Source organism: Nocardia sp. CA-128927, assembly GCF_050955855.1.
In the GTDB taxonomy this organism is placed as follows: Bacteria; Actinomycetota; Actinomycetes; order Mycobacteriales; family Mycobacteriaceae; genus Nocardia.
The window spans coordinates 2,014,525-2,041,062 of the sequence record NZ_CP192087.1 but is presented as its reverse complement, the minus strand read 5'-3'; the positions used below and the strand labels follow the sequence as shown (position 1 = coordinate 2,041,062).

The 26,538-nt window shown below is 66.0% G+C and carries 29 protein-coding genes; 14 read left to right on the top strand and 15 right to left on the bottom strand.

Annotated features, from left to right (window positions below; genetic code table 11):
* Positions 1-47: 47 nt before the first annotated feature.
* The 4 genes from ACQPW1_RS09630 to ACQPW1_RS09615 all read right to left on the bottom strand — a co-directional run bounded on the left by ACQPW1_RS09630 (position 48) and on the right by ACQPW1_RS09615 (position 4,591).
* On the bottom strand, positions 48-1,493 hold the full coding sequence (locus ACQPW1_RS09630) for a lipase family protein (protein ID WP_433662380.1): 1,446 nt from the start codon (positions 1,491-1,493) through the stop codon (positions 48-50).
* Positions 1,494-1,669: 176 nt separating this feature from the next.
* Positions 1,670-2,542: a 3-hydroxyacyl-CoA dehydrogenase family protein gene (locus ACQPW1_RS09625; RefSeq protein WP_433662379.1), complete on the bottom strand. Its 873-nt coding sequence runs from the start codon at positions 2,540-2,542 to the stop codon at positions 1,670-1,672.
* Between the two features lies 1 nt (position 2,543).
* Positions 2,544-3,458, bottom strand: a complete 915-nt coding sequence (locus ACQPW1_RS09620; protein WP_433662378.1) for a hypothetical protein — start codon at positions 3,456-3,458, stop codon at positions 2,544-2,546.
* Positions 3,459-3,499: 41 nt separating this feature from the next.
* A complete protein-coding gene (locus tag ACQPW1_RS09615) occupies positions 3,500-4,591 on the bottom strand; it encodes an alpha/beta hydrolase family protein (protein ID WP_433662377.1) in 1,092 nt (363 codons plus the stop codon).
* 414 nt (positions 4,592-5,005) lie between these two features.
* Here ACQPW1_RS09615 and ACQPW1_RS09610 point away from each other — a divergent pair, with 414 nt between their 5' ends.
* Positions 5,006-5,617, top strand: a complete 612-nt coding sequence (locus tag ACQPW1_RS09610) for a TetR/AcrR family transcriptional regulator (RefSeq protein ID WP_433662376.1) — start codon at positions 5,006-5,008, stop codon at positions 5,615-5,617.
* Positions 5,618-5,677: 60 nt separating this feature from the next.
* Here the strand turns inward: ACQPW1_RS09610 and ACQPW1_RS09605 are convergent, their stop codons facing one another.
* Complete coding sequence (locus tag ACQPW1_RS09605; protein WP_433662375.1) at positions 5,678-6,724, bottom strand: DUF6670 family protein; 1,047 nt, start codon at positions 6,722-6,724, stop codon at positions 5,678-5,680.
* Positions 6,725-7,078: 354 nt separating this feature from the next.
* Positions 7,079-7,516: a hypothetical protein gene (locus ACQPW1_RS09600; protein WP_433662374.1), complete on the bottom strand. Its 438-nt coding sequence runs from the start codon at positions 7,514-7,516 to the stop codon at positions 7,079-7,081.
* Positions 7,517-7,599: 83 nt separating this feature from the next.
* Here ACQPW1_RS09600 and ACQPW1_RS09595 point away from each other — a divergent pair, with 83 nt between their 5' ends.
* The 4 genes from ACQPW1_RS09595 to ACQPW1_RS09580 all read left to right on the top strand — a co-directional run bounded on the left by ACQPW1_RS09595 (position 7,600) and on the right by ACQPW1_RS09580 (position 10,561).
* Positions 7,600-8,094, top strand: a complete 495-nt coding sequence (locus ACQPW1_RS09595) for a hypothetical protein (protein ID WP_433662373.1) — start codon at positions 7,600-7,602, stop codon at positions 8,092-8,094.
* A 174-nt stretch (positions 8,095-8,268) separates the two neighbouring features.
* Positions 8,269-8,706, top strand: coding sequence for an Hsp20/alpha crystallin family protein (locus ACQPW1_RS09590; protein WP_433665192.1), 438 nt, complete (start codon positions 8,269-8,271; stop codon positions 8,704-8,706).
* A 362-nt stretch (positions 8,707-9,068) separates the two neighbouring features.
* Complete coding sequence (locus tag ACQPW1_RS09585) at positions 9,069-10,001, top strand: hypothetical protein (RefSeq protein ID WP_433662372.1); 933 nt, start codon at positions 9,069-9,071, stop codon at positions 9,999-10,001.
* Positions 9,899-10,561: a PucR family transcriptional regulator gene (locus ACQPW1_RS09580; protein WP_433662371.1), complete on the top strand. Its 663-nt coding sequence runs from the start codon at positions 9,899-9,901 to the stop codon at positions 10,559-10,561. Before ACQPW1_RS09585 ends, ACQPW1_RS09580 begins: the two co-directional genes overlap by 103 nt.
* 71 nt (positions 10,562-10,632) lie before the next feature.
* Here ACQPW1_RS09580 and ACQPW1_RS09575 read toward each other — a convergent pair whose 3' ends face one another.
* From ACQPW1_RS09575 to ACQPW1_RS09565, 3 genes are all read right to left on the bottom strand, one after another.
* Complete coding sequence (locus tag ACQPW1_RS09575; protein WP_433662370.1) at positions 10,633-11,862, bottom strand: cutinase family protein; 1,230 nt, start codon at positions 11,860-11,862, stop codon at positions 10,633-10,635.
* Between the two features lie 137 nt (positions 11,863-11,999).
* A complete protein-coding gene (locus ACQPW1_RS09570; RefSeq protein WP_433662369.1) occupies positions 12,000-13,451 on the bottom strand; it encodes a carboxylesterase/lipase family protein in 1,452 nt (483 codons plus the stop codon).
* 24 nt (positions 13,452-13,475) lie between these two features.
* Entirely contained in the window at positions 13,476-14,381 is a 906-nt protein-coding gene (locus ACQPW1_RS09565; RefSeq protein WP_433662368.1) for an MBL fold metallo-hydrolase, read from the bottom strand.
* A gap of 135 nt (positions 14,382-14,516) precedes the next feature.
* Between ACQPW1_RS09565 and ACQPW1_RS09560 the strand changes: the two genes are divergently transcribed.
* Positions 14,517-15,419 (top strand): helix-turn-helix transcriptional regulator, encoded by a 903-nt coding sequence (locus ACQPW1_RS09560; protein WP_433662367.1) that lies wholly within the window; start codon positions 14,517-14,519, stop codon positions 15,417-15,419.
* A gap of 48 nt (positions 15,420-15,467) precedes the next feature.
* Here the strand turns inward: ACQPW1_RS09560 and ACQPW1_RS09555 are convergent, their stop codons facing one another.
* The gene (locus ACQPW1_RS09555; RefSeq protein ID WP_433662366.1) at positions 15,468-15,827 is read right to left on the bottom strand and encodes a chitin binding peritrophin-A domain-containing protein; all 360 of its coding nucleotides are present in this window, start codon (positions 15,825-15,827) and stop codon (positions 15,468-15,470) included.
* Between the two features lie 752 nt (positions 15,828-16,579).
* Between ACQPW1_RS09555 and ACQPW1_RS09550 the strand changes: the two genes are divergently transcribed.
* On the top strand, positions 16,580-17,182 hold the full coding sequence (locus tag ACQPW1_RS09550) for a transglycosylase SLT domain-containing protein (RefSeq protein ID WP_433662365.1): 603 nt from the start codon (positions 16,580-16,582) through the stop codon (positions 17,180-17,182).
* 90 nt (positions 17,183-17,272) lie between these two features.
* On the opposite strand, the gene ACQPW1_RS09545 is transcribed toward ACQPW1_RS09550, so the two are convergent.
* Positions 17,273-18,187, bottom strand: a complete 915-nt coding sequence (locus ACQPW1_RS09545) for an IS982 family transposase (RefSeq protein WP_433654482.1) — start codon at positions 18,185-18,187, stop codon at positions 17,273-17,275.
* A 198-nt stretch (positions 18,188-18,385) separates the two neighbouring features.
* Here ACQPW1_RS09545 and ACQPW1_RS09540 point away from each other — a divergent pair, with 198 nt between their 5' ends.
* Entirely contained in the window at positions 18,386-18,700 is a 315-nt protein-coding gene (locus tag ACQPW1_RS09540) for a hypothetical protein (protein ID WP_433662364.1), read from the top strand.
* Between the two features lie 84 nt (positions 18,701-18,784).
* On the top strand, positions 18,785-19,282 hold the full coding sequence (locus tag ACQPW1_RS09535; RefSeq protein WP_433662363.1) for a DUF1992 domain-containing protein: 498 nt from the start codon (positions 18,785-18,787) through the stop codon (positions 19,280-19,282).
* A 174-nt stretch (positions 19,283-19,456) separates the two neighbouring features.
* Here the strand turns inward: ACQPW1_RS09535 and ACQPW1_RS09530 are convergent, their stop codons facing one another.
* Positions 19,457-19,924, bottom strand: a complete 468-nt coding sequence (locus ACQPW1_RS09530; RefSeq protein WP_433662362.1) for a MarR family winged helix-turn-helix transcriptional regulator — start codon at positions 19,922-19,924, stop codon at positions 19,457-19,459.
* A 62-nt stretch (positions 19,925-19,986) separates the two neighbouring features.
* Here ACQPW1_RS09530 and ACQPW1_RS09525 point away from each other — a divergent pair, with 62 nt between their 5' ends.
* Together ACQPW1_RS09525 and ACQPW1_RS09520 are read left to right on the top strand one after the other, a co-directional pair.
* Positions 19,987-20,964 carry a pirin family protein gene (locus ACQPW1_RS09525; protein ID WP_433662361.1) on the top strand — a complete coding sequence of 326 codons (978 nt, stop codon included), beginning with the start codon at positions 19,987-19,989 and terminating at the stop codon, positions 20,962-20,964.
* Positions 20,965-21,097: 133 nt separating this feature from the next.
* The gene (locus ACQPW1_RS09520) at positions 21,098-21,394 is read left to right on the top strand and encodes an excalibur calcium-binding domain-containing protein (protein ID WP_040732589.1); all 297 of its coding nucleotides are present in this window, start codon (positions 21,098-21,100) and stop codon (positions 21,392-21,394) included.
* A gap of 64 nt (positions 21,395-21,458) precedes the next feature.
* Here the strand turns inward: ACQPW1_RS09520 and ACQPW1_RS09515 are convergent, their stop codons facing one another.
* The gene (locus ACQPW1_RS09515; RefSeq protein WP_433662360.1) at positions 21,459-21,680 is read right to left on the bottom strand and encodes a DUF3618 domain-containing protein; all 222 of its coding nucleotides are present in this window, start codon (positions 21,678-21,680) and stop codon (positions 21,459-21,461) included.
* Positions 21,681-21,924: 244 nt separating this feature from the next.
* Here ACQPW1_RS09515 and bcp point away from each other — a divergent pair, with 244 nt between their 5' ends.
* On the top strand, positions 21,925-22,398 hold the full coding sequence (gene bcp, locus ACQPW1_RS09510) for a thioredoxin-dependent thiol peroxidase (RefSeq protein WP_433662359.1): 474 nt from the start codon (positions 21,925-21,927) through the stop codon (positions 22,396-22,398).
* A 2-nt stretch (positions 22,399-22,400) separates the two neighbouring features.
* On the opposite strand, the gene ACQPW1_RS09505 is transcribed toward bcp, so the two are convergent.
* The gene (locus tag ACQPW1_RS09505; protein ID WP_433662358.1) at positions 22,401-23,144 is read right to left on the bottom strand and encodes a TetR/AcrR family transcriptional regulator; all 744 of its coding nucleotides are present in this window, start codon (positions 23,142-23,144) and stop codon (positions 22,401-22,403) included.
* A gap of 100 nt (positions 23,145-23,244) precedes the next feature.
* On the opposite strand from ACQPW1_RS09505, the gene ACQPW1_RS09500 reads away from it, so the two are divergent.
* Together ACQPW1_RS09500 and ACQPW1_RS09495 are read left to right on the top strand one after the other, a co-directional pair.
* A complete protein-coding gene (locus tag ACQPW1_RS09500; RefSeq protein ID WP_433662357.1) occupies positions 23,245-24,201 on the top strand; it encodes an ATP-binding cassette domain-containing protein in 957 nt (318 codons plus the stop codon).
* Positions 24,202-24,248: 47 nt separating this feature from the next.
* Positions 24,249-24,977 (top strand): ABC transporter permease, encoded by a 729-nt coding sequence (locus tag ACQPW1_RS09495; RefSeq protein ID WP_433665191.1) that lies wholly within the window; start codon positions 24,249-24,251, stop codon positions 24,975-24,977.
* A 66-nt stretch (positions 24,978-25,043) separates the two neighbouring features.
* Here ACQPW1_RS09495 and ACQPW1_RS09490 read toward each other — a convergent pair whose 3' ends face one another.
* Complete coding sequence (locus tag ACQPW1_RS09490) at positions 25,044-26,345, bottom strand: hypothetical protein (RefSeq protein ID WP_433662356.1); 1,302 nt, start codon at positions 26,343-26,345, stop codon at positions 25,044-25,046.
* Between the last annotated feature and the right edge of the window lie 193 nt (positions 26,346-26,538).

Here is a 26,538-nt window from a genome sequence, read left to right as displayed (position 1 = left end):
GGGCTGACATGGACCACCTTTGGTTGATCGTCCGCTGATCGGGTTTGTCAGCGGGTTCCGATGGGTTGCTGTAGGAGTCCGGCGAGCAGGTCGCCCGCGCCGCGCAGCCATTCCGGCCAGGTGGCCGGGTCGAGGTTCATCGCTCCTTCGTCGTGCACGGTGCAGCCGTTCGGGACCGGTACGCCGTCGAATCGGTCTTTGAGCCACAACAGGACTCGGGCCATGCCCGCGATCTGGAGTGAGAGGTGTTCGCTGAAGTTGTCGCGCACGTATTGCACTCGTGCGTTCGGGTCGGCGCAGTACTGCTGCACCAATTGGTTGACCGGGCCGACGGGTGCTACCCAGTCCGGGTTGGAGTGGTAAATGAAGACCGGCATGTCGGGTGTGCTGTGGCCCTGCCGCATTCGCTCGAGCACGGCGGCCACTCGAGGTTGGTCATACAGGTTGGGTACGTCGAACAGCCCTTTCGTGTTCAGGAACGGGAGTATCGCCGCCGACGACCAGCACAGCGCGTTCTTGACCGGGATCACGGCGCGGGCGACGGGGTTGATGTGCTGTTGGATGAACGCGTCGAATTCCGGTTCCTCGCGGGCGATGCCCAGGATGCCACCGGCAATCAATCCGGAGGCGAGGTTGCCGTTGGCCAGCTCCATCGCCGCTCGCAAGTCGGGCAGATTCCCGCCCTCGGCGACGCCGACGATGTTCAACTCCGGAGCGTAGGAGGCGTGCATTTCGGCGAGGTGACCGGTGGGCAGGGCGCCACCGGAGTAGCCTGCCGCGCCTATTTCGGTTTCGCGGCTCAACCCCATGGGCACGAAGTTCTCCGCGGCACGCATACCGTCCATCGCGATCCGTGCGCCGAGGGGGCCGTCGCCGAAGGCCGAGCGCGGGCCTTCGTGGTCGGGCATGGCGACTGCCCATCCGGCGCCGAGGGCAGAAATCGGCAGGATGAATTCGTAGGGGATGACGTATTGGGTCGTGTAGAAGCCGGGGATCGAGGCCTGCTGCAGCGCATAGGAAGGCGAGCAGTATTGGGCGTTGGAGTCCTCGGAGAATTGGTAGGACAACAGGTTTCGTGGCCGGCCTGCGTTGTCACCGCGCGGTTTCATCACGGTGGTCACCGCGGCGATCGGCTCGTCTCTGGTGTTGGTCGAGCGGTAGGACAACTGCCAGGCATCGATGTTGAATGGGACGATCGAATAGAACGCCAGGTGCACCTCGCGGGCGGCGATGATCTCGCCCGGTTGTTTCGAGGCCACCACTTCCGGTGCGGGTGAATAGAAACCGGGATCCAGCTCCGGCGGCACCGGAGGAATCGGAAAGGGCAACACCGGTTGCACCGGGACCGGTGGTGCGGTCGGGTCGGCAGCGGCCACTCCGACACCGAATTCGAGCGTTGCGGCGCAAGCGATAACGACCGCCAGCACCGCCGACAGTCGACGGCGCGTATGTTTCCGAATCCACACGGTGCCCGCATTGTTCTTGTCCGACATGGCATACCTCCGTAGACGTCGTAGTTCGATACGAATGTGCGATGACGCAGCCACCGCCATGCGGCCGAACCAGTGTGGGAGATCAGTGAGGTGGGCGTTTCACGGCCAGTCAACGGTGATCGCGCCGCGCTCTCGCGCCGGGGAATGCGTACGTTTGTCTGTGCGCGCGGGCGTTGTCAGCTTCGGTTCAGGGCGGCGAGAACGGCTCTGGTGCGGGTGTCACGCTTGTCGCGGAGGCGGTGGAAGGCTTCGGTGCCGCTGCCGTAGGTCTGTTCGACCAGGGTGACCACCTTCTCTACCTGCTCGGGATCGGTTGCGGGTGAACCGAGTTCGAGGGTGGACAGCTGCGCGCCGTCCCCGGAGTACAGGTGACGGATTCCGCCGGGGCCGCCGCCGAGGACGTTTCCTTCGAACAAGCCGGTCGTGGCCCAGCGCAGTCCCAGCGAGTTCCGCAGGATGACGTCGAGGTCGCCCGGGGTGACGACGCCTTGCTGGACGAGGTAGAGCGCTTCGCGGAACAGTGCCAGCTGCAGGCGATTGGCGACGAATCCGGGCATCTCCCGATGGATGACCACCGGCATCCGGCCGAGGCCCTCGTAGAGTTCGACCGCGCGCTTGGTGATGTCGTCGTCGGTGGCGCTGCCGGGGACGACCTCGACCAGCGGCATCAGATCCGGCGGGTTGAACGGATGCCCGACCAGCACCCGTGAAGCATCCGACAGTCCCTGCGCGATCGCGGTCGCGGTGAGCGACGAACTCGACGTCGCGAGAACAGCGTCCGGGCGGGCGTGGGTGACGATCTGGCGGAACAGGTCTTGTTTGATCGGCAGGCGTTCGGGCCCGTTCTCTTGGACCAGGTCGGCGTCGGCGACCGCGGTGGCGATGTCGAAGGTCACGCGGATGCGTGAGTCGTGGCCCAGTTCGGCGGCCACCACGTCGACGATGACGTCGCGGGGATCATAGATGGTGACGTCCCAGTCGTGTTCGCGAGCGAGGCGGGCCCACGACAGACCGATGACACCGGCGCCGATAACAGCGAGAGTGGTCATGTCAGATACCTGTGATTCCGCTGAGCGCCCGCCCTGGGGTTCGGGCGACCACGAATTCCGTTGCGGCGGAGGAGGTGCCCAGCGGTACCGCGCGTACGGTGCCCGCCAGGTCGGTGAAGTAGGCCAGGCCGGCCGCGGTGTCCACGGCCAGTCCGATGGCCTCGCCGAAAGCGTAGGCCAGGATTTCGGGGCGCACACCATGCTCACCCTTGCCGGGGATCGGTGCGCGGTTGAGCGTGTTGCCCAGCGGTTCGGCGCCCCGGTCGGTCCAATACAGGACACCGGTGCTGTGGTCGAGGTGCAGATCGACCGGCTCGGGCAGCCCGTCCCACAGGGTTTCGATGTCCGAGCGGTTCGTGGCGGTCTCACCCAACGGGATGTCGAGCCCGGCCCGCAGGATCTTGCCGCGCCCGCCCTTGGCCGGGCCCTTCTGTGTCCAATACAGGTAGCCCTCGACGGGATCGATGGCGATACCGACGCACTCGGCGGTCTTGTCCGGGGTCGGGGTGTTGACGACGAGATCGGTCAGGCCGGTGCCGTCGGTGTCGACGCGGCTGACCTTGCAACCCTCACGGTCACACCAATACAACCGCTGGGCCGAGAAGTCGGCGGCCAACTGTTTACCGGTGGTGATCAACCCCTCCGGCACCACGCAGCGCCGGTCGGAGCCATCGGTGCGGGCCGAGAGCAGCGAACCGTTACGGTGCGAGAAGTCCGGTTCCTTGTCCGGCCAAGCGTTCGGGTCGTCCGGTAGCCCCATGGTGGTCCAATAGATTCGGTCGGTGGCCGGATCGAAGGCCACGCCGTCCGGGGCGGGACCGGTATCGGTGATGATGGTGCGAACACTGTTGTCCGACAAATCGATTCGCTCGATCGTGCTGGACGCGATACCGAGCATCAGCAAAGAGTTGAACATCTCGAACTCCTTCGGCAATCGGTGACACACAGTAAGGAAACTCAGCGCCCCGAGGCGGTGCGAGCGAACAGCAGGTCCAGGTATGCGTCGACGTCCGCGGCAGAGTCCTGCAGCACGGTCATGTGGTCGCTGTCGGGGTACATCCGGGTACTGAACTCGACATCGTGGGCCTGAAGATCGAGGAGCAGTTCCGGCATTCGCTCCGCGGGGCAGTCCGTGTCGAGCAAGCCCTGGACGACCAGGAAGGGCCGGTCGTAACCAGTCAGCGGGATGTCCAGGACCGGGCGGGCGATCGCACCGAAGTCCTCCTCGGTCAGCGGCCGCGACAGCAACGAAGCCAGGGAGATGGTCGTCATCCGTTCGGCCATGTCGCTCAGGCACAACCGTTCGGCGTCCGCGATGACCTCCTTGCCCAGCGCAGTGAGGTAGCTGTCCAGGTCGAATTCCGGGCGCGCGGACTTCAGCCCGCACAGTATGTAAACGGCGTAGGCCTTCGTTTGGGGAACGAAAATGTCGGGCAGCCCCGGATGTGCGGCGGCCAGGAAACTACTGACCGTGCCGAGGCCCGGCGCCAAGACGACCGCGCCGCGATAGTCCAGCCCAGGGGCATACCGTGTCGCGATGGCGGCGGTGAACAACGCGGCCTGCCCACCCTGCGAATGCCCCATCGCCGCCCAGGACGCGGATAGTGAGCCGTTGATGGCGCGCGCGGCGCGTAGCGCATCGATGGCGGCGTGCGCTTCGGCATAGCCGTCCATATAGGTGTGCACACCGGGAGTGCCCAGGCCGATGTAGTCGGTGGCCGCGATCGCATAGCCCTGTCCCAGCAACGAGATCAGGTACTCGCGGTAGCCGCCGAGGTCAGGGTCGGCCGACGGGGCGCACGAGTCGGCCAACCCGGTGGTGCCGTGTGTCCAGACGATCACCGGCCACCCGTAGGTAGGCGCGGTGCCGCTCGGAATGAACAGTGCCCCGCTCGACAGCGCAGGCTCATCTCGCGAGGTCCGGGTCCAGTAGGTGAGCCCGAGCGCCACGGCTGCCCCCGGCAGGTGCAGTTCACGGGGCAGGTCGGCGTAACGGGTGACCGCCCCGGGGGCGGCGGTGATGTCCGAGGTTGCGGTAGTGGCAGTCATATCTACCTCCTGAGAAACTCGATGAGTTGTTGTCGATGTGCCGGGGATAGGAGTTTCGGCCGCCGAATTACCCCGGTGGTGCCTCATTGGGACCGACCCGGCCCCCGCGATTCATCAGTCGCTTTTCCCGGGCCTGCGGTTATCGTTCGGGGGAGTTGGAGCGGTCGTTTCTCGCGCGCCGCCCAAACGGTAACCATGCATTCTCTGCCCCTTTTGGTGTTGGCCAGCACGGGAGTCATTGGCAGGTGATGTGGAGTTAGACGGGCTGATTTCGATACCGCTGCTCGATCGCCAAAGGGTTGCTAGAACCGCTCAAACAAACTGTACAACTGTTTTCATAGTTTGTTAGAGTAGTGTGAGGCAGCCCATAGAGGCATCACCGGGCTCCCGGACCGGAAGGGCAGGGATCGCATCGTGACACCTCAGGACAAGTCCATCGATGGACGCCGAGCGCGGGGGCAGCAACGCCAAGAACTGCTCCTGACCACCGCGGTCGACTTCGTGCGTCGGCGAGGCTTGTCGGCGCTGCACGCTCGGAGCCTGGCCGCCGAGGCTGGAGTTTCGCCGGCCTCGATCGTCTACCACTTCCCCACGCGCGCCGACCTCATCCAGGCCACCTGCGTCGAAGCCATGCAGCGGGACCTCGCGACGCTGCGGCAAGCGGCCGATGACCTCCGCGCCCGCGCCGACCTGCGAACAATGCCCGTCGACGACCTGGCCGAGTGGTTGCTGAAACTGGTGGCCGACCGCCAAGGCCCGGGGATGCCGATGCTCAGCTTCTATCTCGAAATCGTCCGTCAACCCGAGCTCTCCGCCGTCGCGACCCAGTGGATGGACGACGTCCGCGAGATCACGAGCACCGTGCTCACCGAGGCAGGCGCCGCCCAGCCGACCTCCTCCGCCGTCCTGCTGCAAGCGACCCTCAACGGGCTGCGGCTGCCACTGCTCGCCTGTCCCGACCTCGACCCGGTCCAGACTTACCGCGCCGACCTCGCCCGCCTGCTGCACTGGATTCTCGACCGATGACTCAGCTGGATCCGACCTCGCCTGTGGCCTGCGGTCCAACTGCGCACCCGACGACGCGAGTCACTGGCAGTCGACGTACTCCATGTAAGCCCGACCAGCGATAGCACGACCCCGGTAGGTACCGGTGTATTCGTAGCTTCCGACATATCCGGCGCCGAGCCCATAGGAAAAGTCACCGCTCGCGCTGCCCTCGACAGCGATCAGGCATTGGCCGTCACGGTCGAGTACCCGCCACGACATCGTCTGCGGTAGACGCATCGTGCGGCCGTCCGGAGTGCGCCGGGGCTCGGGTTCGTACTCGCGGACACGGAACTCGAACCCGCGGGTGTGCACCGAGCCGTAATCGGTGAGCGAACGCAGATAGACCGCTTTCTGAATGGTGAACCCCCCGGGCCACAGGACCTGGATCAGCAAGGCCTGCGTCGTGTCGTCGAGGTTGAGGACGTGATAGGTGAAAAACGTGGCCGGAATCTTCAGCCGTGTGCGGGGCAGCAGGCTGTGCACACCGACGCCGGTGGCGTATTCGAAGGTGCACAACCCGGCGGCTTCGACGTGGTGGCCGCGGTGGCGGATCTGCCCGCGGTAGGTGGCGAGCAGGCTCCAATGTTGGTACAGGCCAGGGATGTTCGCGAAGTGCGTCACCTTGTCGGTGGCATCGATCTCGAACTCGGCGGTGACATCGGGGTGGGTTCGGGACACGGTGAAGTGCGGGTAGGAGCCGTCGATGACCAGATCGCTGCCGAACCGCAGGTGGGTGCCGTCGGGGGCGAACTCGCAGTCGCGGGCGATGCTGTGCACGAAGAACTGATCGGTATCCATCGACGCCATTGCCGAGGTGGTGTACACCGTGTCGGACGGGGCAGTGGTGATCGCGTGATCATTGGCGAAAACCGTGACCCCCGGTGTGCCGAGGATCGACATGACCCCGAACGATCGGTGCGGTTCGGGCAAGTCCGGAATCATCACCCCGTAATGGACCCAATTGCGCAGCCGTCCCGACGGCGGTGTCATCGGCGTGCCGGAATCGAACGGGCGCCCGTTCAGGCGAGAGTTGTGGTTCACCAGACCACCTACCAACCGGTGTGCCACCGCATTCATCTCGGACATCGTTCGTCTCCCGTTGCTCGACAAGGGGCGGTCCATACCGTTCGACCCTAACTTACCCGACGGTAAGTTGCTCGGCGATTTTCGACGATTTATGAAGCTTCAACAATCTATAACGCTTCGGCATTGTTAATCGATAACTCGTAACAAGGCGGGTTGTGCGGTCGACGTTCATAGTGACGGCAAAATATCTATCCGCTCGGTTGCGACCGAGACGCTGAGAGGTATTTCACCAACTCCGGCACTGGTTAGTGTGGACCAGCAAGATATTGCCGCACAACAGGTTTGGTACCCCAGGAGCGCAGCGGGTGCGGGGGTCCAATATTCGACGGACAATCAATCGACTCGGTCCGGAATTCATAGGAAGAACAGTCCAATGATGCCCAAATCGGGCCAGCAGAACAATTGTGAGCCCACAATGCGGGCTCCCAGAACGGCGGAAATCTCCCGAAACCCCACCCTCGAGGGCATCGTCCGCCGGTGCGCTGTCCGACAGACCACGATCATCGCTTTGATCGTTGCCGCCGAGCTCGGCTTCGCAGGATTCGCGGTCGGCGTCGCAGCGGCCGGGCCCGGTTTGGCCACAACGGTGTCGATCGACGGCACCACCGGCACATGGGCGCCCGCCCTTGTCCAATCCACCACCGAGGCACCGACAGCGACCACGCCGCCGGTAACGACGACCACAACATCACCGGTCACGACCACGCCTGCAACGACGACCGCGACATCGCCGGTCACGACCACGACCGCTCCGGTAGCAACAACGACGATCACGCCGGTGACGACCACCACCACACCCGCCGCAGAGCCATCCAGCCCGAGCGAGCCACAACCTCCGACCGCTCAGATTTCCACCCCCTAGAAAGTGAATCTCCATGCATATCACCAAGAGAGTCAAAGCCCTCGCCACCATCGCCGCCATCGGCGCGATATTGGGCGTGGCCGGCATCGCCTTCGCCGCGTTCGTCCAAGACAGCACCACCGGAGGCGTCGGAGGCTCGGCCGAGGCGATGTCGCCCGCCACGGTGACCGGCGCTCAAACCGGCGTCCTGTTGCCCGGGGAAAAGGCCTACGTCACCCTGACCCTGTCCAACCCGAACACCAACGTCAAGATCAAACTGGTGTCCATCGTCGCGGGCGACGTCGTGATCGATACCGTCGCCAACTCCGCGGACATGAGCTACTGCCGCGACCAGATCACCCTGTCCGCCGCTGGTGCGGACCCGCTGCTGCCGACACTGGCGGTCAGCGAAGCCAACTTCCCCTACAAACTGACCGACGCCGTGATCCTGAAGGACGACACCGACATCCGCTGTCAGGCCATGACCTACCGCACCACCTGGACCGCCCAATTCCAGGCAGTTCGCTAGGTTCCGAACACGACAACTCCGAGGCCACGGCCTCGGAGTTGTCGTAGCCAAGCGCAACAACTTGATGTCAGATTTCTTGTTGCAGATTCTTGCACTCTCCTGTGGGGAGTGCTAAAACTTATCTATGCCAGATGGCACAGGTTATCTGGTCTGACAACGAGAGAATGGAGTGTGTTGGAGGTGGCGACCATGCTGATGCGTACCGATCCGTTCCGTGATCTGGACCGTCTCACGCAGCAGGTGTTCGGCACAGCGGCTCGACCCGCGGTGATGCCGATGGACGCCTGGCGTGACGGCGATGAATTCCTGGTGGAGTTCGACCTGCCGGGGATCGACCCGAAATCGCTGGATCTGGACATCGAACGCAATGTGGTGACCGTGAAAGCGGCACGCCCGGAGCTGGATTCGGGGCGGTCGATGATCGCCGCGGAACGCTCCCGCGGGGTATTCAGCCGCCAGCTGTTCCTGGGTGAGGGTCTCGATACCGACAATATTCGCGCCGACTACACCGATGGTGTTCTGCGCCTGGCGATTCCAGTCGCGGAGAAGGCCAAGCCACGCAAGATCGAAATCGAACACAGCAACGGCAAGCACCAGGCTATCAACGCTTGACCCCGCCGGAGCGGCGCTTCTCTTCGGGAGGCGGCCGAGGTCGAGCAGATCCTGTGCGAGGCCGTAGCGACAGCTGGATCCACCACAGTAGCAGCGAGGTGATGCCTGTATCCGACTCAGCGGAATGAAATGCGCTGGCGGCGATGCCAATTCGCCCGGCACCATCGCGCGGTCGAGAAACCCGCAATAACCGCGCACCGCCACCCTGTGGCACAACCGGGGTATATCGCCGCCAACGCGGAATCTGTCGATTGTCACGTCACTCTTCCAATCGACCGGGGTGGGCCCGGCCGCCGGGCCCACCCCGGTCGACGCGTTGCTGCCTGAAGTTTGGGGTCGGGTAGAGCGGGTAGGCGAGAGCGGTGGACGCGAACGAGCACCGGGAGGCCGGGCAATCCGGTGTGGGCGGTGAACCGATCTCGGTGTTGCTGATAGCGGATCCAGGCAAGCCGGCGGCTATCGCGGAGCGCATCGCGGATTGCCTGCCGGGACGCCTCCGAAGCCGGGATCGCTCCGGACGCCGGTGGACGACGTGCCTGCGCCGCATGCCCTATCTGCCCGACGAGCAAACAGATTTCGCCGAAGTGATCGATACTGTCGACCCGTCCGCCGAAGCGGAAGACCTCGTCGTGTATCTCACCGATCTGCCGCGCCGCGAGGACACACGGCCGGTGGTGGCCGATGTGAGCGCCGACGACAAATTCGCGCTCATCTCGGTGGCCGGAGTGGGTGGCATCCAGCTCGAGCGGCGCGTCCGCACTGTCACCGAACTCGCGATCACCCACATGCTCGGCGATCCGGAACTCACACCCCCCGGCATGGCGCGTCGCTTTCCGACCACACAGATCACGGGCGGGATCCGGTACTTCGCTCCGCCGGGACTGCGACGGTTGCGCCTGCTGTCGGGGATGGTGCGGGCCAACCGGCCGTGGCGGTTGGTCACCGGACTTTCGAAGGTGCTCGTCGGCGCTTTCGCGACGGGCGCGGTCGCGCTGGCCACCAGCACGATCTGGTCGTTCGCCGACACGATGGGCCCATGGCGGATGTACTACGCCGCGACCCACCAAGAGGCGTCGATGTGCTCGCCCATCAACGCAGTCTCGCCGAGATCGAGTTGCGGTTACGTCGCGATCTCGTCGACGATCTCGCCGCCGGCACCGACAACGACAGCGCCTACGCCCGCGCTGAAGCCTTGGGACACGACCTGCACGGAGCGCATTACATCGTCTTGGTGCACAGCGCGAGCCACACCGATGCGATCGCCGAGGCGGCGAGCCGCGTCGCGTCGGCCCTGAGTCTGCAATCCATCCGGGGCCGCCACAGCGGCATGATCGTGCTGATCACCGACCGCAGACCGGATCCGGCCGCCTTCCACCACGCACTCCGTGAGGGCGTCGACACGACGATAACCATCGGTATCAGCGGCCGGTGCGAGCAGCCGAGTGATTTCGCGCGATCGTTCGCCGACGCGCAACGGGCCGTCCAGATTCGGCGACGGTCGCGAATCCCGGACGGCGCGACGGCATTCGACGAACTCGGCTTCTATCGCTTGGTCGACGCGGCACACACCCAGGGCCAGGTCGAGGACTTCGTGCACGAATGGCTCGGCGCTCTTCTGGATTACGACGACAACCGGAACTCCGACCTCGCGTACACCCTGGCCCAGTATCTCGAATGCGGTGGCAACTACGACGATTCCGCCGCCGTACTCCACATTCACCGCAGCACCCTGCGCTACCGTCTCGGCCGCATCCGTGAACTCACCGGCTTCGACTTACGCGATATGAATATCCGATTCAATCTCCAAGCCGCAACGCGCGCCTGGCAATTCCTCTCCGTCGTGCCGGAGCCATGACGACGTGACAGTCGGCCATGGCCGACGTTGCGGGTACCGTCGACCGAAACCCGGCTCCGGACAACACCGCACTATCGCCATTGGATGGGCGGGGACCATCGCCAATTGAAGAACTCGAGGGAGAAGGTGCCGGGTTTGGGGGCGGTGGGGCAGGTGACGGTGAAAGTACCGGAACGAGGGATGGTCACCTTTGTCTCGCCCAGGTAGTTCTCGGCCCACTTGTGGGTGGCGTCCGTCGCGTTCCAGCAGCGAATGGCTCGATCACCGGCGCCGCCTGCTTCGGTGACGGTGACCGTGACGCTGCGGGGTCCGGCCTGGGCGATGGTCACTGATTCGACGGGTTTGGCGGGTGGGGCCGGCGCTGGAGCAGGCGCTGGGGCTGGGGCTGGAGCAGGCGCTGGGGCTGGAGCGGCCGCGCTCGGCACGGCCGCCGGTTTGATAAGCCGAGCCGCCTGCACCGCAGTCCAGGTGGCAAAGTCGCGCTCACCCTCGAACCCGTGGCCGAGGTAGAGACCGTGCATCCACTGGTTGTCCCACGCCTTGAACTTGCCGTCCTGGCCACCCAAGTCGGCACCATCGCACACCGGATCGCCGTACACGCACACCGAAACGACTGGATCGTTGTTCAGGAAGTACCCACGTTGGCCGAGCCCGCCGCCGATCTTCCAGTGGTCTTGGTCTTGGGTCAGTTTGCCGTCGGTGTAGATCGCTTCAGTGGTGCGCGGCGATGGACCGTTATAGGCAGGGTCGGCGAGTAGCACCACCGCGCCGATGCGGGAGCGATCGACCGGACCATTGCCGTGGAATACCGATTGGGCAAGATCGCCCATGATGTGCGCGCCCTGCGAATATCCGACGAGCACGAACTGAGCTGTCGCGCATTTGGTCGCTTGCTCTTTGAGCAAGCCGAAAGCGGTCGAATAACCGGCGTCCTTGCTCCACTTGTACAGCGACACGTCATAGACCAACCGGGCGTCGATCGCATGATCCCACCGCGCACCGACGGCCGGATAGCTGATCGCATAGTCCTTGATCTCGACCTTCGACCGCAGCGCCGCGACCACGGCGGCGACGTGCTCACCGAAACGAACATTCGCGTCGGACTTGTCGGCATCGGGCTTGGCGTGCGCGAGCCCTTGGAAGGTGCCGGGCGCGCCGATCACAACGGTGGGACACGTTGCGGCAGAGGCAATCCCGCCGCCTTCGGCCCCGACGGCTGCGGTCACCAGCAAGAGGGAGCAGACCCCGATCCGAGCAATCCACGTCGCCATCCGGGCTACGGGCCAAAGTGACGATCGCATGAGGCTTTCCTCGATCCGCTACAAGCATTCTTCGATGCGTACCCATGGTCGCAGCGATTTCCAGCAGCGGGTATCGGCCGTTCGCCCGACACTCGCCGATGGCAGTGCCGGGTTCCACGACGGCGCAGCACAATCCGCTATTGCATAGAGCCGCCGAAGACCTCGGGGGTTGGGCGTTGCGAGTCGTAGGGGGCCCAGCCGGGGTTTCCGTTGGTGGCGAAGGCTATCCAGGCGGCGTGCATCTTGGTTGCCAGGCCGGGTGGGGCGGGGTCGGGGCCGAGTAGGCCGGTCTCGCCGTGTAGCCAAGGCTCGTCGGCGAGGTCGAAGACGAACGGGAGTTCGGTGGTGTGGGTGGCGCCGAGTTTTCCGTCGAGGGCAGTCGAGCGGTGTTCGAACGAGTAGATGTGGGTGCGACCACCGGAGATTCGCGCGTGGGCCTGCGCCATGCGAGCCGTGCCCGCGCCGAACAGGGCTTCGCCGAGCATCGCGGAGCGTAGTTCCCCAGGTGTGGCGTCCGGCCGGGCCGCGCGATGCGCGGTGACCTCGGCCGCCGGGTCTGCGGACAGGCGGGCGGCGAGGGTGAGCAGGTCGGTCTCGGTGGTGGACTCCAGGTGGCCTTGCGGTACGACGTAGAGGTTTCCCTCCTCGGTGTTGGTTCCGATGAGCAGGTCGATGTCGCGGGCGGGTCCGGCGGCGAGGCTGTCGGCGGGCTGGGTCGGCAGGACCAGGCTGAACGGGCTCAGTCCGACCAGGGGGTCGGTGGCGGTGCTGGTCTGCAGGTCCAGGCCGGATAGTGCGGGCAGGATCTCCAGGAGGCGTTCGTCGGGGATTGCGGCGAACGCGTCGGCGGTGGGTTCGACGCCCAGTGCGGCGGCTGCCGCAGCGGTCACTCGCTGCGCTTGCTCTGGGGTGAAAGCCCCAGTGCCGTTGCCACTTTGGATGATCGCTCGCCGGAAGAGACCTTTAGCCGCCGGGGTGGCGAGTAGCGCTCCGACGAGTGTGGCACCCGCAGATTGGCCGAAGAGCGTGACGTTGTCCGGATCACCGCCGAACGTCGCGATCGTGTCGCGCACCCAACCGAGGGCCGCGAGTACGTCGAGCAGTCCCCGATTGGGTGGCGCACCTGCCAGATCGAGAAAACCGGGGATGCCGACCCGGTAGTTCACCGTCACGAGCAGGACGCCGTCGCGGGCGAATGCGCTGCCGTCGTAGAGGGCGGCGCGGGTCGAGCCGGTGACGAACCCGCCGCCGTGTACGAAGACCAGCACCGGGCGATTGCCGCTGTCGGCGGCGGGCGTGCGGACATCGACGGTCAGGTACTCCGCGCCGCGCACCCAGCCCGGTCCGAAGTAGGGAATCATGTCGAGCCGACCGAAGTCGCGCGCCGGTTGGGGCGCGGTCGGCGCGGGCTGGGTGCCATCGCGGACGCCGGACCAGCCCGGGTGCGGGCGCGGCGCGGCGAAACGGCGGGCGCCGATCGGGGCCATTGCGTACGGAATGGCGCGGTAGAACTCGCCGAACTCATCGCGGGCACCGCGCACGGCGCCTGCCGGAGTTTCGACAACCGGGTTCTCTGTATATAAGGCCATGGGAAACGCTTCCTCTGAGAGTTGTCAGGACACGCTGGAGAAGCCGGCCCAGTCCTTGATCCGGAATTTCGACCCGCTGCGCTCGATCTCCACAGCGCCCTGCCCGCCGAAATGCGCGGGGAAGACGAGCGCGTTGTCCTCGGCGGCGTGACCGAGCAGCTTGTGCCGAGTGGCGCGGGCCTCGGCCGGGTCCTCGCAGAAGCAGGAGTTGGTCTCCGGCTCGACGATTTGCAATGGGGTGTGCAGCAGGTCCCCGACGAACAGGGCTCGGTCGGTGCCGGATTCCAAGGTGAGCACGGACGAGCCGGGGGTGTGGCCGGGCGCGAGATCGAGGCGCAGGTTCTTGTCGATCCGGTACGACCCGTCCCACAGCTCGGCCAGTCCGGCCTGGTGAACCGGAACGACACTGTCCTCGAAGACGTTCTGGTTGCCGCGGCCGAACACGGTCTCGTGCCCGTTGGCCGGATCCCAGAAGTCGAAGTCCCGCAACGGCATCAGATAGGTGGCGTTCGGGAAGGTCGGTACCCAGGTGCGGCCGTCGAGACGGGTGTTCCAGCCGACGTGGTCGATGTGCAGGTGGGTGTTGATCACGAGGTCGACGTCCTCGGGGCGCACGTCGGCGGCGGCGAGGTTGTCGAGGTAGGTCGTGTCCAGGCGGCTCCACACCGGGGCGTAGGGGCGGTCCTTGTGATTGCCGACGCCGGTGTCGACGAGGATCGTGCGGCCCTCGCTGCGCAACAGCCAGGTCTGCAGGGCCGACTGGCACTCGCCGGTGTCGGGATTCCAGAAGTCCGGGGCCAGCAGGCCGTGGTGCTCGTCCCATGCGCCGTCGGGGCTGTCCGGGAAGAACTGGTCCGGGCTCATCTCGACCGAGCCGTAGAACTCGCTGATTCGGGTGACGGTGACGTCGCCCAGGGTGATCTGGTCCATGTGGTTCGTCCTCGGGTTCGTGGTGTGGCTGAACAAGAACGAGCCTGGACGCGCGGACGTGGGCCAACCACTCCCGCTTTGTCGTACCCCTCGCAGGGTGTGGCTGGGCTCGGCCGCGCGTCGGATACTGGAGCAATGGACGGACCCGGCCCCCTCGGCGATTTCTTGCAGGCGCGACGAGCGCGGCTGCGACCGGAAGACGTCGGCGTGCAGGACCTCGGACCACGTAGGCGGGTGACCGGGCTCCGGCGCGAGGAGCTGGCCCAGTTGGCGGGCGTCAGCGTCTCGTACTACACGCGCCTGGAACAGGGCTTGTCCCGCGGCGCTTCGGCCGAAGTGCTCGATGCGATCGCCCGCGCGCTATTGCTCGACGACCACGAACGCGCGCACCTCGACCGGCTCGCCGACGCCGCACGCCGCACGCCTCGGGTGCGCCGCCCACGCCCCGAACAACTCGCCGACGAGACGCGCGATCTGCTCCGCGCCGTCGACGGCGTCCCCGCGCTGGTGCTCGGCCGACGGACGGACGTGCTGGCGTGGAACACGCTCGGGCACGCGTTGCTAGCGGGTGACCTTGACTTCCACAGCCCGGACGACCCGGCCCGCCGCCCGAACATGAGCCGAATCGTGTTCCTCGACCCGCACTGCCGAGAGCTGTACACGGACTGGAAACGCAAGGCCCGCGCCGTGGTCGGCAACCTGCGGATCGCCGTCGGCCGACACCCGGACGACCCGTTGCTCGCCGAACTGATCGGCGAGCTGACCATGAAAAGCCCTGAGTTCGTGGCACTTTGGCGCGACCACCGGGTACTCCCCTGCGACGCCGCGTCCTACGAACTGCACCATCCGGTGGTCGGCACGGTGACCGTGACCCAGCAGACCCTGGCTGTCGCCCGTTCACCAGAACAGGCGCTGATCGTCTGCACGACCCCGGCCGGCTCCCCCTCCGAAGCGGCGCTCGCGCTACTCCGGCAGGCGAGCGGCGAACGGTTTACGCAGAACGTTCCAGCAAAAGCTACTGGCCAACAACGGATCTAGGGGACGACCACTTCCACCGCGGTAGTAAACGGCTGTCCCACAAGGGAATCAGCGACGACTCTGCGCTACACAGACCAAGCGTTCGTCGTCGTACCAGGCTTCGTCGGCGCAGCGGAATTGGTAGGTGGTCATGTGGTGGGTTCGAGAGGACAGGCAGCGGTAGAAGACGGCACGGTCGACGGGGTCGGCGTAGTAACCCTCGGTTTTGGTCTGACAGAAGTCGGCGGGGGTTGCGATGGGGACTACGGCGTATTGGCGGGCGGCGATGTCGCGGCCGGTCGGGTCGGGCAGGTCCACCGCGGCCAGGGTGCTGAGCGTGAGGGCCGCTACGCCTAAGGACGGCAGCACCGCGATCACGGTTCCGGCGGCGAGGGCACCGGTACGACACACCAGGCTGTTCGAGTTCATGGACGGGAGTTCCCTGTCTCCCCGGTAAAGGGGCGTCGACGACAAGCTGCTCCCCTGTATTCGGTCCCGCGAACTCGCCGGATCGTTTCCGGCGAAAACCGCCGGATCGGGCCGATGCGGCGGCGGTCTCACGAGTCCCAATCCGGACCAACACCCCGCTCCGACAACAGAAGTGCGGTGCGTTACCCGAAAACTTCTGTGACCTGACGCACATTCGGTTTAGCAGCAAACTCCCTGCGTAGGTAACGGTTCGGCAACGGCGGAGGGAGTGTTCCAAGATCGGCAGCACTTCTCATTCACTGCCAGTTCACCGTGCATTAACCTAATGTGACCATTCTGCGATCAGGCCTTAAAGCGACCTGAAGTTTGGTTACACCAAGGAGTAGTTCACCCACATTCGGAAAACGACCGCAACGGCAGGCCCTATGCCCGCCGCGGTCGGCGGATCGGGATCCGGCAGTGGACCCGCTAACCCCAACCTTCCGCCGAATGGGCGCGCCGAAAGGCCGTCTTTCTCTCCGCATCGAGATGCGGAGTCCCGCGCGACATCGCGGCCGGGCTCGCAGTTGAGCGCCCCGGCACCGCAGCACTGAACGTCGCGTTCCGGGGACCCCGAGCGTCCCCCACAACAAAACCCCACAACAGCACATCAGCCCGCACCGGCGAGCGCCCACCGCGCACCCGCCTTGGATCCGTGCTGCCTGCGCGCGCCCGGATCGAAACCAGTCCCCGACAAAGGAACCGATTTCGTAATGCCTGACAGACGCTTTTCTTCTCTCCGCCGCTCGACGCTTCGCGAGGGTGTAACTTTCGCCATCGCCGCCGCAGGCGTCGTAGCCGTTGCCGCATCTTCGGCGGTATCGGTGGCCGACGACAGCGTCCCGTCGCGCATCGCCATGGTGGCCGACCAGCACAAGGCCGCGGCTCCCGTCGTCGAGGCAGCCGCCCCCGCGCCCATGCCCGCGCCGCTGCCCCTCCCGGCGCCCGCGCCCGAGCCGATTCCGGCGCCGATGCCGGCACCGGCCCCCAGCTACCCGGACAACCTCGACGGCTGGATCCGCCAGGCTCTCGACGTCATGCAGTCCAACGGCATCCCCGGCAGCTACAACGGCATCATGCGCAACGTCATGCGCGAGTCGACCGGTAACCCGCAGGCGATCAATCTGTGGGACTCCAACGCCGCCGCGGGCATCCCGTCCAAGGGCCTGCTCCAGGTGATCGAGCCGACCTTCCGCGCGTACCACGTCGAGGGCACCTCCTGGGACATCTACGACCCGGTCGCCAACATCGCCGCCGCCTGCAACTACGCCGCGCGTACCTACGGCTCGATGGACAACGTCAACAGCGCATACTGAGTCTCAGATCGACGACGCCTCCCCGCCCGCCGCGGGGAGGCGTCGTCGCGTCCGGCCCGGCCTCCGACTAGATGATTGATTCCAAGGGGATCAGTGGTCGTAGGCGGTCAGTGATCGGTGTACCGGTGCGCCGGTGGTGTCGTTGTGCCAGATCGCGGCGGTAATCGCCAGGATTCGTTGCAGGACACGCACTATGACTCCGCTGAGGGTGCGTCCACCGTGGCGTTCGAGATCGAGTTGGGCTTTGAACGTCTGGTTGATCGACTCGACGACCTGCCGTAATGGTTTGAACAGGGCGGCGCCAGGTCGTTCGGCTTCGCCCTTGCGAGCCGGCCGCAACAGCTGGATCCCGGTGGCGGCCAACTCGGCCTCGAACCCGGCACCGAAATAGTTCTTGTCGCAGATCAGGGTCTGTCCCGGTCGTTGGGCGGCCAGGGCGGGGTCACCGGCCAGGATACCCATCAGGGTTTCGCGTTCGTCGGCTTTCGCGCCGGTCAGAGCGAAACCGATCGGCAGCCCACCCAGGGTGGCGATCAAGTGCAGCCGCATGCCCCAGAAGAAGCGCGAATGCGAAGCGCAGTAACCGTATTCGGCGTATCCGGCCAGTTCGGAGCGCTTCACCGTTTCGCGGGAGCGCCCGCATTCCACCGGGGTGGAATCGGCGACCCATACATCGTCGGTCCACAGGCTTGTGTCGGTGGCCAGGTGCCGGATGGCGGCGGTGATCAGGGCGGCGGCTTTGCGGAGTCGTTTGTTGTAGCCGGGTTGCTGGGGCAGATACCGGAAGAGATGCCGTAGATGTTTGCGGGCGTAGCGCATCCAGCGGCGCTCGTTGGGGTAGCCCAGCAGGGCCTGCATCACGGCCAGGGCCACCAGTTCGGCGTCGGTCAACTGCGGGGTGAACCCGATCCGAGGGCGGGCAGGCGCCAGATCGGGGCGGGTCTTCACCAAGTCGTCGATCGTGACATAAAGTGCAGTGGCGAGGGTGTCGATTTCATTGCTCACAACCTTGATCTTCGGCGCCCTCGCCTACTTCGTCACATCGAATGCTGCTGTCGGGCAGAATCTTTCACTTCAGCACGGAGGAACAAGCACTGCGGCTGGGTGATCATCCATCAGGAGGTGTGTGGACTCGTCATGCACCACACCCCTTGGAATCAATCATCTAGGGTCGTGCACCACCGACCCCTTTGGACTCCCGCGATGACCGATTACGCGCACAGCGATACGGCGGCCAAGAGCCGCGCCGAGAAGGCCCGGCGCCTCGCGAGCTATGTCTGGCACCTGGGCATCACCGGACCCGAGCTGCTGGCGATGCCCGCGACGACGCGACGCAAACTCGCCAGGGCGGCCGAGACGAACCCGCCGAGCACCGAGGAGACCTGGGTGACGGTCGCGGAGCTGCTCGCCGAAAAGGACGACTGGGCGGCCCGGCACCCGGACCATCCGGCGGCCCAGCGCACACACACCGACGAGAAGCTGATGTGGGTGAAGCCGCCGATCACACCCTGGACGTGACCCGTTGCCGGACACCGGCTTCGGCGCTCACAGCGGCACATTCGGTAGCATGGTGGCACTGCACCCGCCGTCAAAGGTGACGCGATGACCGAGCGCAAACCAGCAAATCTGGACTTCGAATCGTGGATCGACAAGCAGATCCGCGAGGCGACCGATCGTGGTGAATTCGAGAATCTGCCCGGCGCGGGCAAGCCCATTCCGCGCGGCAGCGACGACGAGCACTGGTGGCTGAACGGCTACCTCAGGAAAGAAGGAGTGAGCGGCGACGCCCTCCTGCCGCCCTCCCTGCTGCTGCGCCGGGATATCGAGCGCCTGCCGGAGATCGTCAGCGAGCTGAACTCCGAGCGCGCGGTCCGAGAGACGGTGCGCGAACTCAACAAGCGGGTGGTCGAGTGGCTACGCCTGCCGCATGGCCCGTACGTCCGGATCGCACCGGTCGACACCGAGGAGATCGTCGCCCAGTGGCGTGCCGACCGCCAGCCGAAGCGCTCTCCCAAACCACCGGCCGCAACCACCCCGCCGCGGCCGCCGCGAACCACTGGTCGATGGCGCACCCTTTTCCGCAGCCGCCGCGGCACCTGACGGGATACTCGCATCGAGTCGAGTCAAATGGTCGCTGAATGATCTCCGACAGCAACCATTTGACTCGACTCGATCAACCGCAGGCAGGCGGGGCGGCCCGTTGAGGGGCTCAACCTCCCACGAGGCTCGTACTCATTGTGAGAGGTACGGCGGGTCTGTGAGATCAACTCCGGGTCAGGCGCCGATTGCGGTGCTGGTCGATTCCTCCACTGCGACAACGACTTTGTCGGACAACGACTGCATCGCGTGCGCTTCGGCCGGGCTGATGCAATCGATGAACACCTCACGCACCAGCCGCACATGATTCGGCGCGGCCTGTTCGAGCAACCGCCGCCCGGCCGCCGTCAACTGCACCAGCACCCCGCGCGCATCCTCCGCCACCGGCTGCCGGTCGACGAGCCCACGCGCGTCCATCCGAGCGAGATGCTTCGATAACCGGCTCTTCTCCCAGCAGACCTCGGCCGCCAGATCCTTGGCCCGCAAACAATCACCCGGCGCGGCCGACAACGCGACCATCAGCTCGTAATCCGCCGCGGACAGCCCGTCCTTGGTCAACCCGGCGGCGATCACCGCGTCCAGCCGTTGCCGCAGGCGGATGTAGGCCGACCAGGTCGCCTGTTCGTCGTCACTGAGCCACTCCATGGGAATGAAGTCTACCCACGTTTGGTTGACATGGACACCAACTCCCCTTCCAGGAGGTTCCGATGCCCGCCATCACCGTCCCCGACCTCATGGTGCTGCCGCGCCTGCCCCGGCCCACCGAGACCATGCGCAACCGCCCGGTGCAAACCGTGGTCAGCGCGCCGAAGCAGCGCGAGGGCGCGGGCTTCGAAGTGCGCAGGCCGTTCCCGAGCCTGGACCTGCGCACCGCCGACCCGTTCATCCTGCTCGACCAGATGGGCCCGGTCGCCTACGAGCCGCACGAGGCGAAGGGCGCGCCGTGGCATCCGCATCGCGGGTTCGAGACCGTCACCTACGTCATGGACGGCGCCATGGCGCACCACGACTCCAACGGCGGCGGTGGCGTGATCGGCGAGGGCGACACGCAGTGGATGACCGCTGGCTCCGGCATCCTGCACGACGAGCTGCCGACCGAGCAGCTGGTTATGGCGGGCGGCTGGTTCCACGGCATCCAGCTGTGGGTGAACCTGCCGCGCGCGCTCAAGTTCGCCGCGCCGCGCTACCAGGATCTGCGCGGCAGCGAACTGACCCTGGTCAGCTCGCACGACGGCGGCGCGTTGGTCCGGCTCATCGCGGGCGCGGTCGGCGGCTTCGAGGGCCCCGGCTCGACCTACACGCCGATCGCCTACGCGCACGCCTCGATCAGCCCCGGCGGACAGCTGGAAACGCCGTGGCCGCAACACTTCACGGCGATGGTGTACGTGCTGTCCGGCAGCGGCACGGTCGGCGCCGAGCGCAGGCCACTGCACGAAGGACAGCTGGCGGTTTTCGGTCCCGGCGACGCGATCACGGTGAGTGCCGATGCGCGCCAAGACAATCGGAGCGGTGATCTGGAGGTGTTGTTGCTCGGCGGACAACCGATTCAGGAACCGGTCGTCCAATACGGGCCCTTCGTGATGAACACTCGCGCCGAAATCATCCAGGCAATGGACGACTACCAGGCAGGACGCATGGGAAACATCCCGGCCGAGCACTTGGCGGGCCATCGTTTGGGTGAGTGACCCCAGCCGCGCGGGCTGCCCCTAATGCCCTAGTTCTCCGGCGATCCGGTTGACAAGCGGCCAAGGCGTCACGACAGTGGATGCGGCGTCCGGTCGGACGCCTATTCACCGCAGCAACTATCTAGAGGAATACATGAACGTTCGCCGGCTTACCTTCAGCGCTGCCGTCGCGGGACTGACCCTCCTTGCGGCGCCGACCGCGCTGGCCGCCCCTCCATCCGGTTCCTCGGGAACCGGCTCGTCCGCCGTCGACACCGGCTCTGCCGCAACCGGTTCGGCCGGTCTGACCCAGACCGGCTCCGCAGGCGGCGCGTTCGCCAATTGTGAAGAGGCCAAGGCCGCCGGACGGGCTCCCCTCTTTCGTGGAGAACCGGGCTACGGCCCGCACCTGGATCCGGATGGCGACGGGTTCGCCTGCCCCACGGTCTGATAATCGTGAAAACAGAACACCCGGTGTGCCAGGCACACCGGGTGTTCTGCTGTTCGACGTCCGGTCAGCGGAAGATCTTGAGCAGCACCAGCCCGATCACCAGGGCGGCCGCGCCGATCAGGCTGTACTTCACCTTGGGCTCGTTCAGCTTCCGCAGCACGATCTGCTTGCTGTCGCTCGCGATCCGCTGCGGATCCGCGCGCACCGCGAGTTCGTCGAGCGTGCTCGCCAGCCGCGTGCGCGCGGCCTCGATCTCCTGCTCGATCCGCTCGGTATCCTTCGCCACGTTCAGGCCTCCTGTGTTTGATGTGCCGCGCCAGGGCTCGAATCGCGGTGCGTGCTCGGCCTTCGCGGGTCACCCTCAGCTCCCGGACGAGTCTATCGGTCCGCGCGGAGTCGCCCCGGGGCGCGCGGTGTTCTGTCATTCCGCACAGTGCTTCGGGCTTGCACGCGGTGCCGGTCTTGTCGGTCCGTACAGTGTCGTTCGGTCTATCCACGCCATGTCCGAGCCTTCGGTTACGGTGCAGGACGTGACCGACAACCAACGACTCTCCCCCGGCGATGCCGCCCCCGATTTCACGCTGTCCGACGCCGACGGCAAGGACGTGTCGCTCGCCGACTACCGCGGCCGCAAGGTGATCGTCTACTTCTACCCCGCCGCGAGCACCCCCGGCTGCACCAAAGAGGCCTGCGACTTCCGCGACAACCTCGCCGACCTGGACGGCGCGGGCATCGACGTCCTCGGCATCTCGCCGGACAAGCCCGCCAAGCTGGCCAAGTTCCGCGACGCCGAGCAGCTGACCTTCCCGCTGCTGTCGGATCCGGACCGGACCGTGCTCACCGCGTGGGGCGCGTACGGCGAGAAGACCATGTACGGCAAGACCGTCACCGGGGTCATCCGCTCCACCTTCCTGGTGGACGAGGCAGGCAAGATCGAGGTCGCCCAGTACAACGTGCGCGCCACCGGTCACGTCGCCAAGCTGCGCCGCGACCTGTCGGTCTAGGACTACTGCTCGTACGAGCGGACGAACTGCTCGTAACCGTCCAACAGCCGATCGAGACCGAACCGCAGGTCGGCGTCGTCCCACTCCACGTCGTCTTCATCGAATGCCTGAGCGGCGAAGGCGCGCGTCAGCGCGGGGAAACGCTGCGGGTCGAGTACCCGGCTCAACAGGGCCGGGTACTCCTCGGTATCCCCACCTTCGGCCATCTCCTTGGCGACGCGCATCCGGCCGATCATGTACAACGAAACGTTCAGTACGAGTTGCAGTTTGACCGACTCGGGCACGGCGGTTTCGGCGAACATCGCCAGGCCCGCATCCAGCCACGCCATATTGCACGGCCCCATCGGCGGCGCGGCCAAGGGCAGATCCAGGTACCAGGGATGCAGTCGCATCGACCCGGCCACGCCCCACGCCCACGCTTCGATCCCGGCCCGCCAGCCGGCGTCGTTCGGCAGCTCCGGCGGTAGCCCGATCGCCCGATCCGACACCAGGGTGAGCAGCGTGTCCTTGCTGTCGACGTATCGGTAGAGCGACATCGTGGTGAAGCCGAGATGCTTGGCCACGCGACTCATCGACAGCGCCGCGACCCCTTCGGCGTCGGCCACCTCGATCGCCGCGTCGATCACCTGATCGAGGCTCAGCCCGCGCTTCGGTCCGCGAGTTCCCGGCTCGTCCAGGCCCCACATCAGCGCGAAGGACTTGGCTACCGCTGATGTGCCGCTGTCCGCCTCCGGCGTGTCCACCACTTTCGACCCCTTTTTCTCGATGCCCTCTTCCCTCTCGCCAAAAACTGTGTACCGTCTAAACTAAGTTTAACCCATACACAGTTTCGATTCGAGGAACTCCATGACAGTCCCATCCACCCCCGCAGTCAGCATCAGCGGGTTGACGAAAACCTACGGTGATCAAACCGTGCTGGCCGGCATAGACCTGGAAGTCGCGGCGGGAACGGTCTTTTCGCTACTCGGCCCGAACGGGGCGGGCAAGACGACCATGGTCCGCATCCTGGCCACCCTGACCGACGCCGACCGCGGCGAGATCCGGGTGGCCGGCCACGATCTCGCACACGAATCCGACACCGTGCGCCGCCTGATCGGCGTCACCGGCCAGTACTCCGCGGTCGACGACGTGCTGACCGGTGCGGAGAATCTGCGCCTGATGGGCAGGCTGCTGCATCTGGGCAAGCCGGAGATCACCAGCCGTACCGCCCGACTGCTCGCACAGTTCGACCTCACCGCGGCCGGCGATGCCCGGGTCGCCACCTACTCCGGCGGTATGCGACGACGGCTCGATCTGGCCATGAGCATGATGGGCACGCCGCGGATCATCTTCCTCGACGAACCGACCACCGGACTCGATCCGCGCAGTCGCCGCGAACTCTGGCAGGTGATCAGGGACCTGGTGGCCGACGGTGTGACGATCTTCCTCACCACGCAATACCTGGAGGAGGCCGATCAGCTCGCCGATCGGATCGCGGTTTTGCACCACGGCAAGATCGTTGCCGAAGGCACGCCGGGCGACTTGAAGCAGCTCGCCCCCGGCGGGCACATCCAGCTGCGGTTCGCCGATCAGCAGGGGCTGGCCGCCGCGGCCCTGGCCGTACCGGGCGCCGAGGTCGACGCCGAGCAGCTGGTGCTGCTGGTCCCCTCGGACGGCAGCGTCGGCACCCTCAAACGGCTGCTCGAGCAGTTCGACGATCAGGCGATCACCATCGACGACCTCGCCATCCACACCCCCGACCTCGATGACGTGTTCTTCGCGCTCACCGGCCACCCCACCACACAGAAAGCCGCAGCGCTGTGACCGGCACCATCACGAACTCCCGCCTGGCCGTGCAGGATTCGGCCACCATGTTGAGCCGCAACCTGCGCCACACGGTGCGCAGCCCGGACACCATGCTGATGACCATCGCGCTACCGGTCACGATTCTGTTGATGTTCGTGTACGTGTTCGGCGGCGCGATGAACGTCGGCGGCGCGTATATCGACTATGTGGTGCCCGGCATCATCCTGTTGTGCGCCGGATTCGGTTCGGCGACCACGGCGGTGAGCCTGGCGACCGATCTGACCAACGGCATCATAGATCGATTCCGCAGCATGGCCATTGCCCGCTCCTCGGTGCTGACCGGGCATGTGGTGGAGAGTGTGCTGCGCAATCTGATCACCACCACCCTGGTGATCCTGGTGGCCGTCGCGATCGGTTTCCGGCCGACCGGCGATCCGCTGCGCTGGCTGGCGGCCTACGGCATCATCGTGATGTACGTGCTCGCGATGTCCTGGCTCGCAGCGGTTTTCGGTCTGCTGGCGAAGAATCCCGAAGCCGCCAACGCGTGCACGTTCTTCTTCATGTTCCTGCCCTATGTGAGCAGCGCGTTCGTGCCGCCGGAGTCGATGCCGAGCGCGTTGCACTGGTTCGCCGAGAACCAGCCGGTCACGCCCGTGATCGAGACGATGCGCGGTTTGCTGATGGGCACCCCGATCGGAAACAGTGCGCTGCTGGCCGTGCTCTGGTGCGGGGGCATCGCGTTGGCGGGATACCTCGCCGCGGGCGTGCTGTTCCGGCGCAGGACAAGAGACTGACTTCGCAACCGACATGAGGCCCGGCGCTAGAGGGGAGCGCCGGGCCTTTCGCCGTGCGGGTCAGGCTCAGGCGGGCATGATCTGCTGGGCCGCCCACTGCAGCATCATCCGGAAGTGGTTGTCCCACCAGTTGTACGAGTCCGCGGTGAACGCTTCCGGCGGCGGCATCTCGCCCGGGAAGAGCAGCGCTCCGTTCGGGGCGCCGACCTTGTTGGTGGCGGCCGGGATGCCCGATCCCGACAGCAATGAGGGCGCGGCACTCGTCTCGGTGTCGTGCGCGGGCTCGGCGGGCACCAGCGACTCCGCCCGATCCTGCGGCGCACTACCCCACCGCTGGACGGAGTACTGCGGCCCGGACTCGGCGGGATCGATGGTGACGATCGAGATGTCCGCGTCCGACACGACGACCGGAGCCCGGCGGTCGATCACCGGACCCTCGACACTGTGTGGCTCGGCCCGAACCTGGTCCGGCTTGCTCGCATTCGGGTCGCCGCGAACGACCTTCGACTCGGCGGTGACGTGCGCGTCCTTGAGGGCCGCACCGGGCAGCGTCCGCGCCGAACCACCGGCCGCGTAGACACCGCCGACCACCAGTCCGCCCGCGAGCACGCTGGCCGCCGCGAACACCGCGGCACCGCCACGCACCCGGCGCACCCGCTCCTCGGTGTCGCCGACGCCGACGCCGTCCACGTCGGCCATGGCATACAGCGCGGCACCGGCAGCCGACGCGGCGGCCGAAGTCTTGCAGGGGATCACCGGCGCACCGAAGGCGTCCACGGCCGCGACGACCGCGGGCTTACCCGCGGCGGAGCCGATCAGCACCACCGCGTCCGGCCGGACCGCCGCCGCTTCGAACTGATCCCAGGCCGCCGTCACCGCGGCGCCCATCGATTCCGCCGTCGCGCCACCGGCCTGACCGACCGAGGCGAGAATCCGGCGACGGCCGCCATCGACGAGGGTGAACGACTGGTGCCCGGGCACCACCTCGCAGATCAGCAGGTCGTCGAATTCGTCGAGCCAGGTCATCATTCCGGCCACGCTGAGGTGGGCCGACTTGGACGACACCAGGGACGCGGTGTGCCACCGGCCGGACGCCAAGCGGGTGACGATGGCGCGCCGCTCGGCCGCGTCCCGGTAGACGACCGCGGCGCCCGCGATCTCATGGTCCGGGCCGAGTTCGGTGGCGAGTTCGTCCATCGCCGTTTCGACGGCTTCGGCCAAGTCCGTCTTGGTGTCGCCGGGCGTCCGTTTCACCCGATGCAGCAGCACGCGCTCGGGTAGCCGTTCGCCGGTGTCGGCGAACGCTACCGCGTGCACGGCGCCACGTTCGGTGGAAACGCCGAGTGTTACCACTGATCGAGCTACCACTGGTCACGCCTTCCTGGTTCTTTCGCGCGTCAGAAGCCACGCGCGCTCGGTATGTGTTCGGTGCCACATTCGATCCGGATGGGTGGTGAAATCGGACAGAAGATGAACACGCAGAAGCCGTGCGCGTGTCGTGCGTGTGTTCGTACCGTTAGCCTGGATACGTGGAAGTACGCGCGGAGGCCAGGTCGAAGCA

Bases quoted from the DNA above. Each gene is read 5' to 3' on its own strand.
- ACQPW1_RS09555 (WP_433662366.1), bottom strand. From the start codon at position 15,827: ATGAACTCGAACAGCCTGGTGTGTCGTACCGGTGCCCTCGCCGCCGGA.
- ACQPW1_RS09535 (WP_433662363.1), top strand. From the start codon at position 18,785: ATGACCGAGCGCAAACCAGCAAATCTGGACTTCGAATCGTGGATCGAC.
- ACQPW1_RS09525 (WP_433662361.1), top strand. From the start codon at position 19,987: ATGCCCGCCATCACCGTCCCCGACCTCATGGTGCTGCCGCGCCTGCCC.
- ACQPW1_RS09550 (WP_433662365.1), top strand. From the start codon at position 16,580: ATGCCTGACAGACGCTTTTCTTCTCTCCGCCGCTCGACGCTTCGCGAG.
- ACQPW1_RS09560 (WP_433662367.1), top strand. From the start codon at position 14,517: ATGGACGGACCCGGCCCCCTCGGCGATTTCTTGCAGGCGCGACGAGCG.
- ACQPW1_RS09575 (WP_433662370.1), bottom strand. From the start codon at position 11,862: ATGCGATCGTCACTTTGGCCCGTAGCCCGGATGGCGACGTGGATTGCT.
- ACQPW1_RS09615 (WP_433662377.1), bottom strand. From the start codon at position 4,591: ATGACTGCCACTACCGCAACCTCGGACATCACCGCCGCCCCCGGGGCG.
- ACQPW1_RS09570 (WP_433662369.1), bottom strand. From the start codon at position 13,451: ATGGCCTTATATACAGAGAACCCGGTTGTCGAAACTCCGGCAGGCGCC.
- ACQPW1_RS09540 (WP_433662364.1), top strand. From the start codon at position 18,386: ATGACCGATTACGCGCACAGCGATACGGCGGCCAAGAGCCGCGCCGAG.
- ACQPW1_RS09630 (WP_433662380.1), bottom strand. From the start codon at position 1,493: ATGTCGGACAAGAACAATGCGGGCACCGTGTGGATTCGGAAACATACG.
- ACQPW1_RS09595 (WP_433662373.1), top strand. From the start codon at position 7,600: ATGCATATCACCAAGAGAGTCAAAGCCCTCGCCACCATCGCCGCCATC.
- ACQPW1_RS09565 (WP_433662368.1), bottom strand. From the start codon at position 14,381: ATGGACCAGATCACCCTGGGCGACGTCACCGTCACCCGAATCAGCGAG.
- ACQPW1_RS09625 (WP_433662379.1), bottom strand. From the start codon at position 2,542: ATGACCACTCTCGCTGTTATCGGCGCCGGTGTCATCGGTCTGTCGTGG.
- ACQPW1_RS09500 (WP_433662357.1), top strand. From the start codon at position 23,245: ATGACAGTCCCATCCACCCCCGCAGTCAGCATCAGCGGGTTGACGAAA.
- ACQPW1_RS09605 (WP_433662375.1), bottom strand. From the start codon at position 6,724: ATGTCCGAGATGAATGCGGTGGCACACCGGTTGGTAGGTGGTCTGGTG.
- ACQPW1_RS09495 (WP_433665191.1), top strand. From the start codon at position 24,249: ATGTTGAGCCGCAACCTGCGCCACACGGTGCGCAGCCCGGACACCATG.
- ACQPW1_RS09620 (WP_433662378.1), bottom strand. From the start codon at position 3,458: ATGTTCAACTCTTTGCTGATGCTCGGTATCGCGTCCAGCACGATCGAG.
- ACQPW1_RS09520 (WP_040732589.1), top strand. From the start codon at position 21,098: ATGAACGTTCGCCGGCTTACCTTCAGCGCTGCCGTCGCGGGACTGACC.
- ACQPW1_RS09530 (WP_433662362.1), bottom strand. From the start codon at position 19,924: ATGGAGTGGCTCAGTGACGACGAACAGGCGACCTGGTCGGCCTACATC.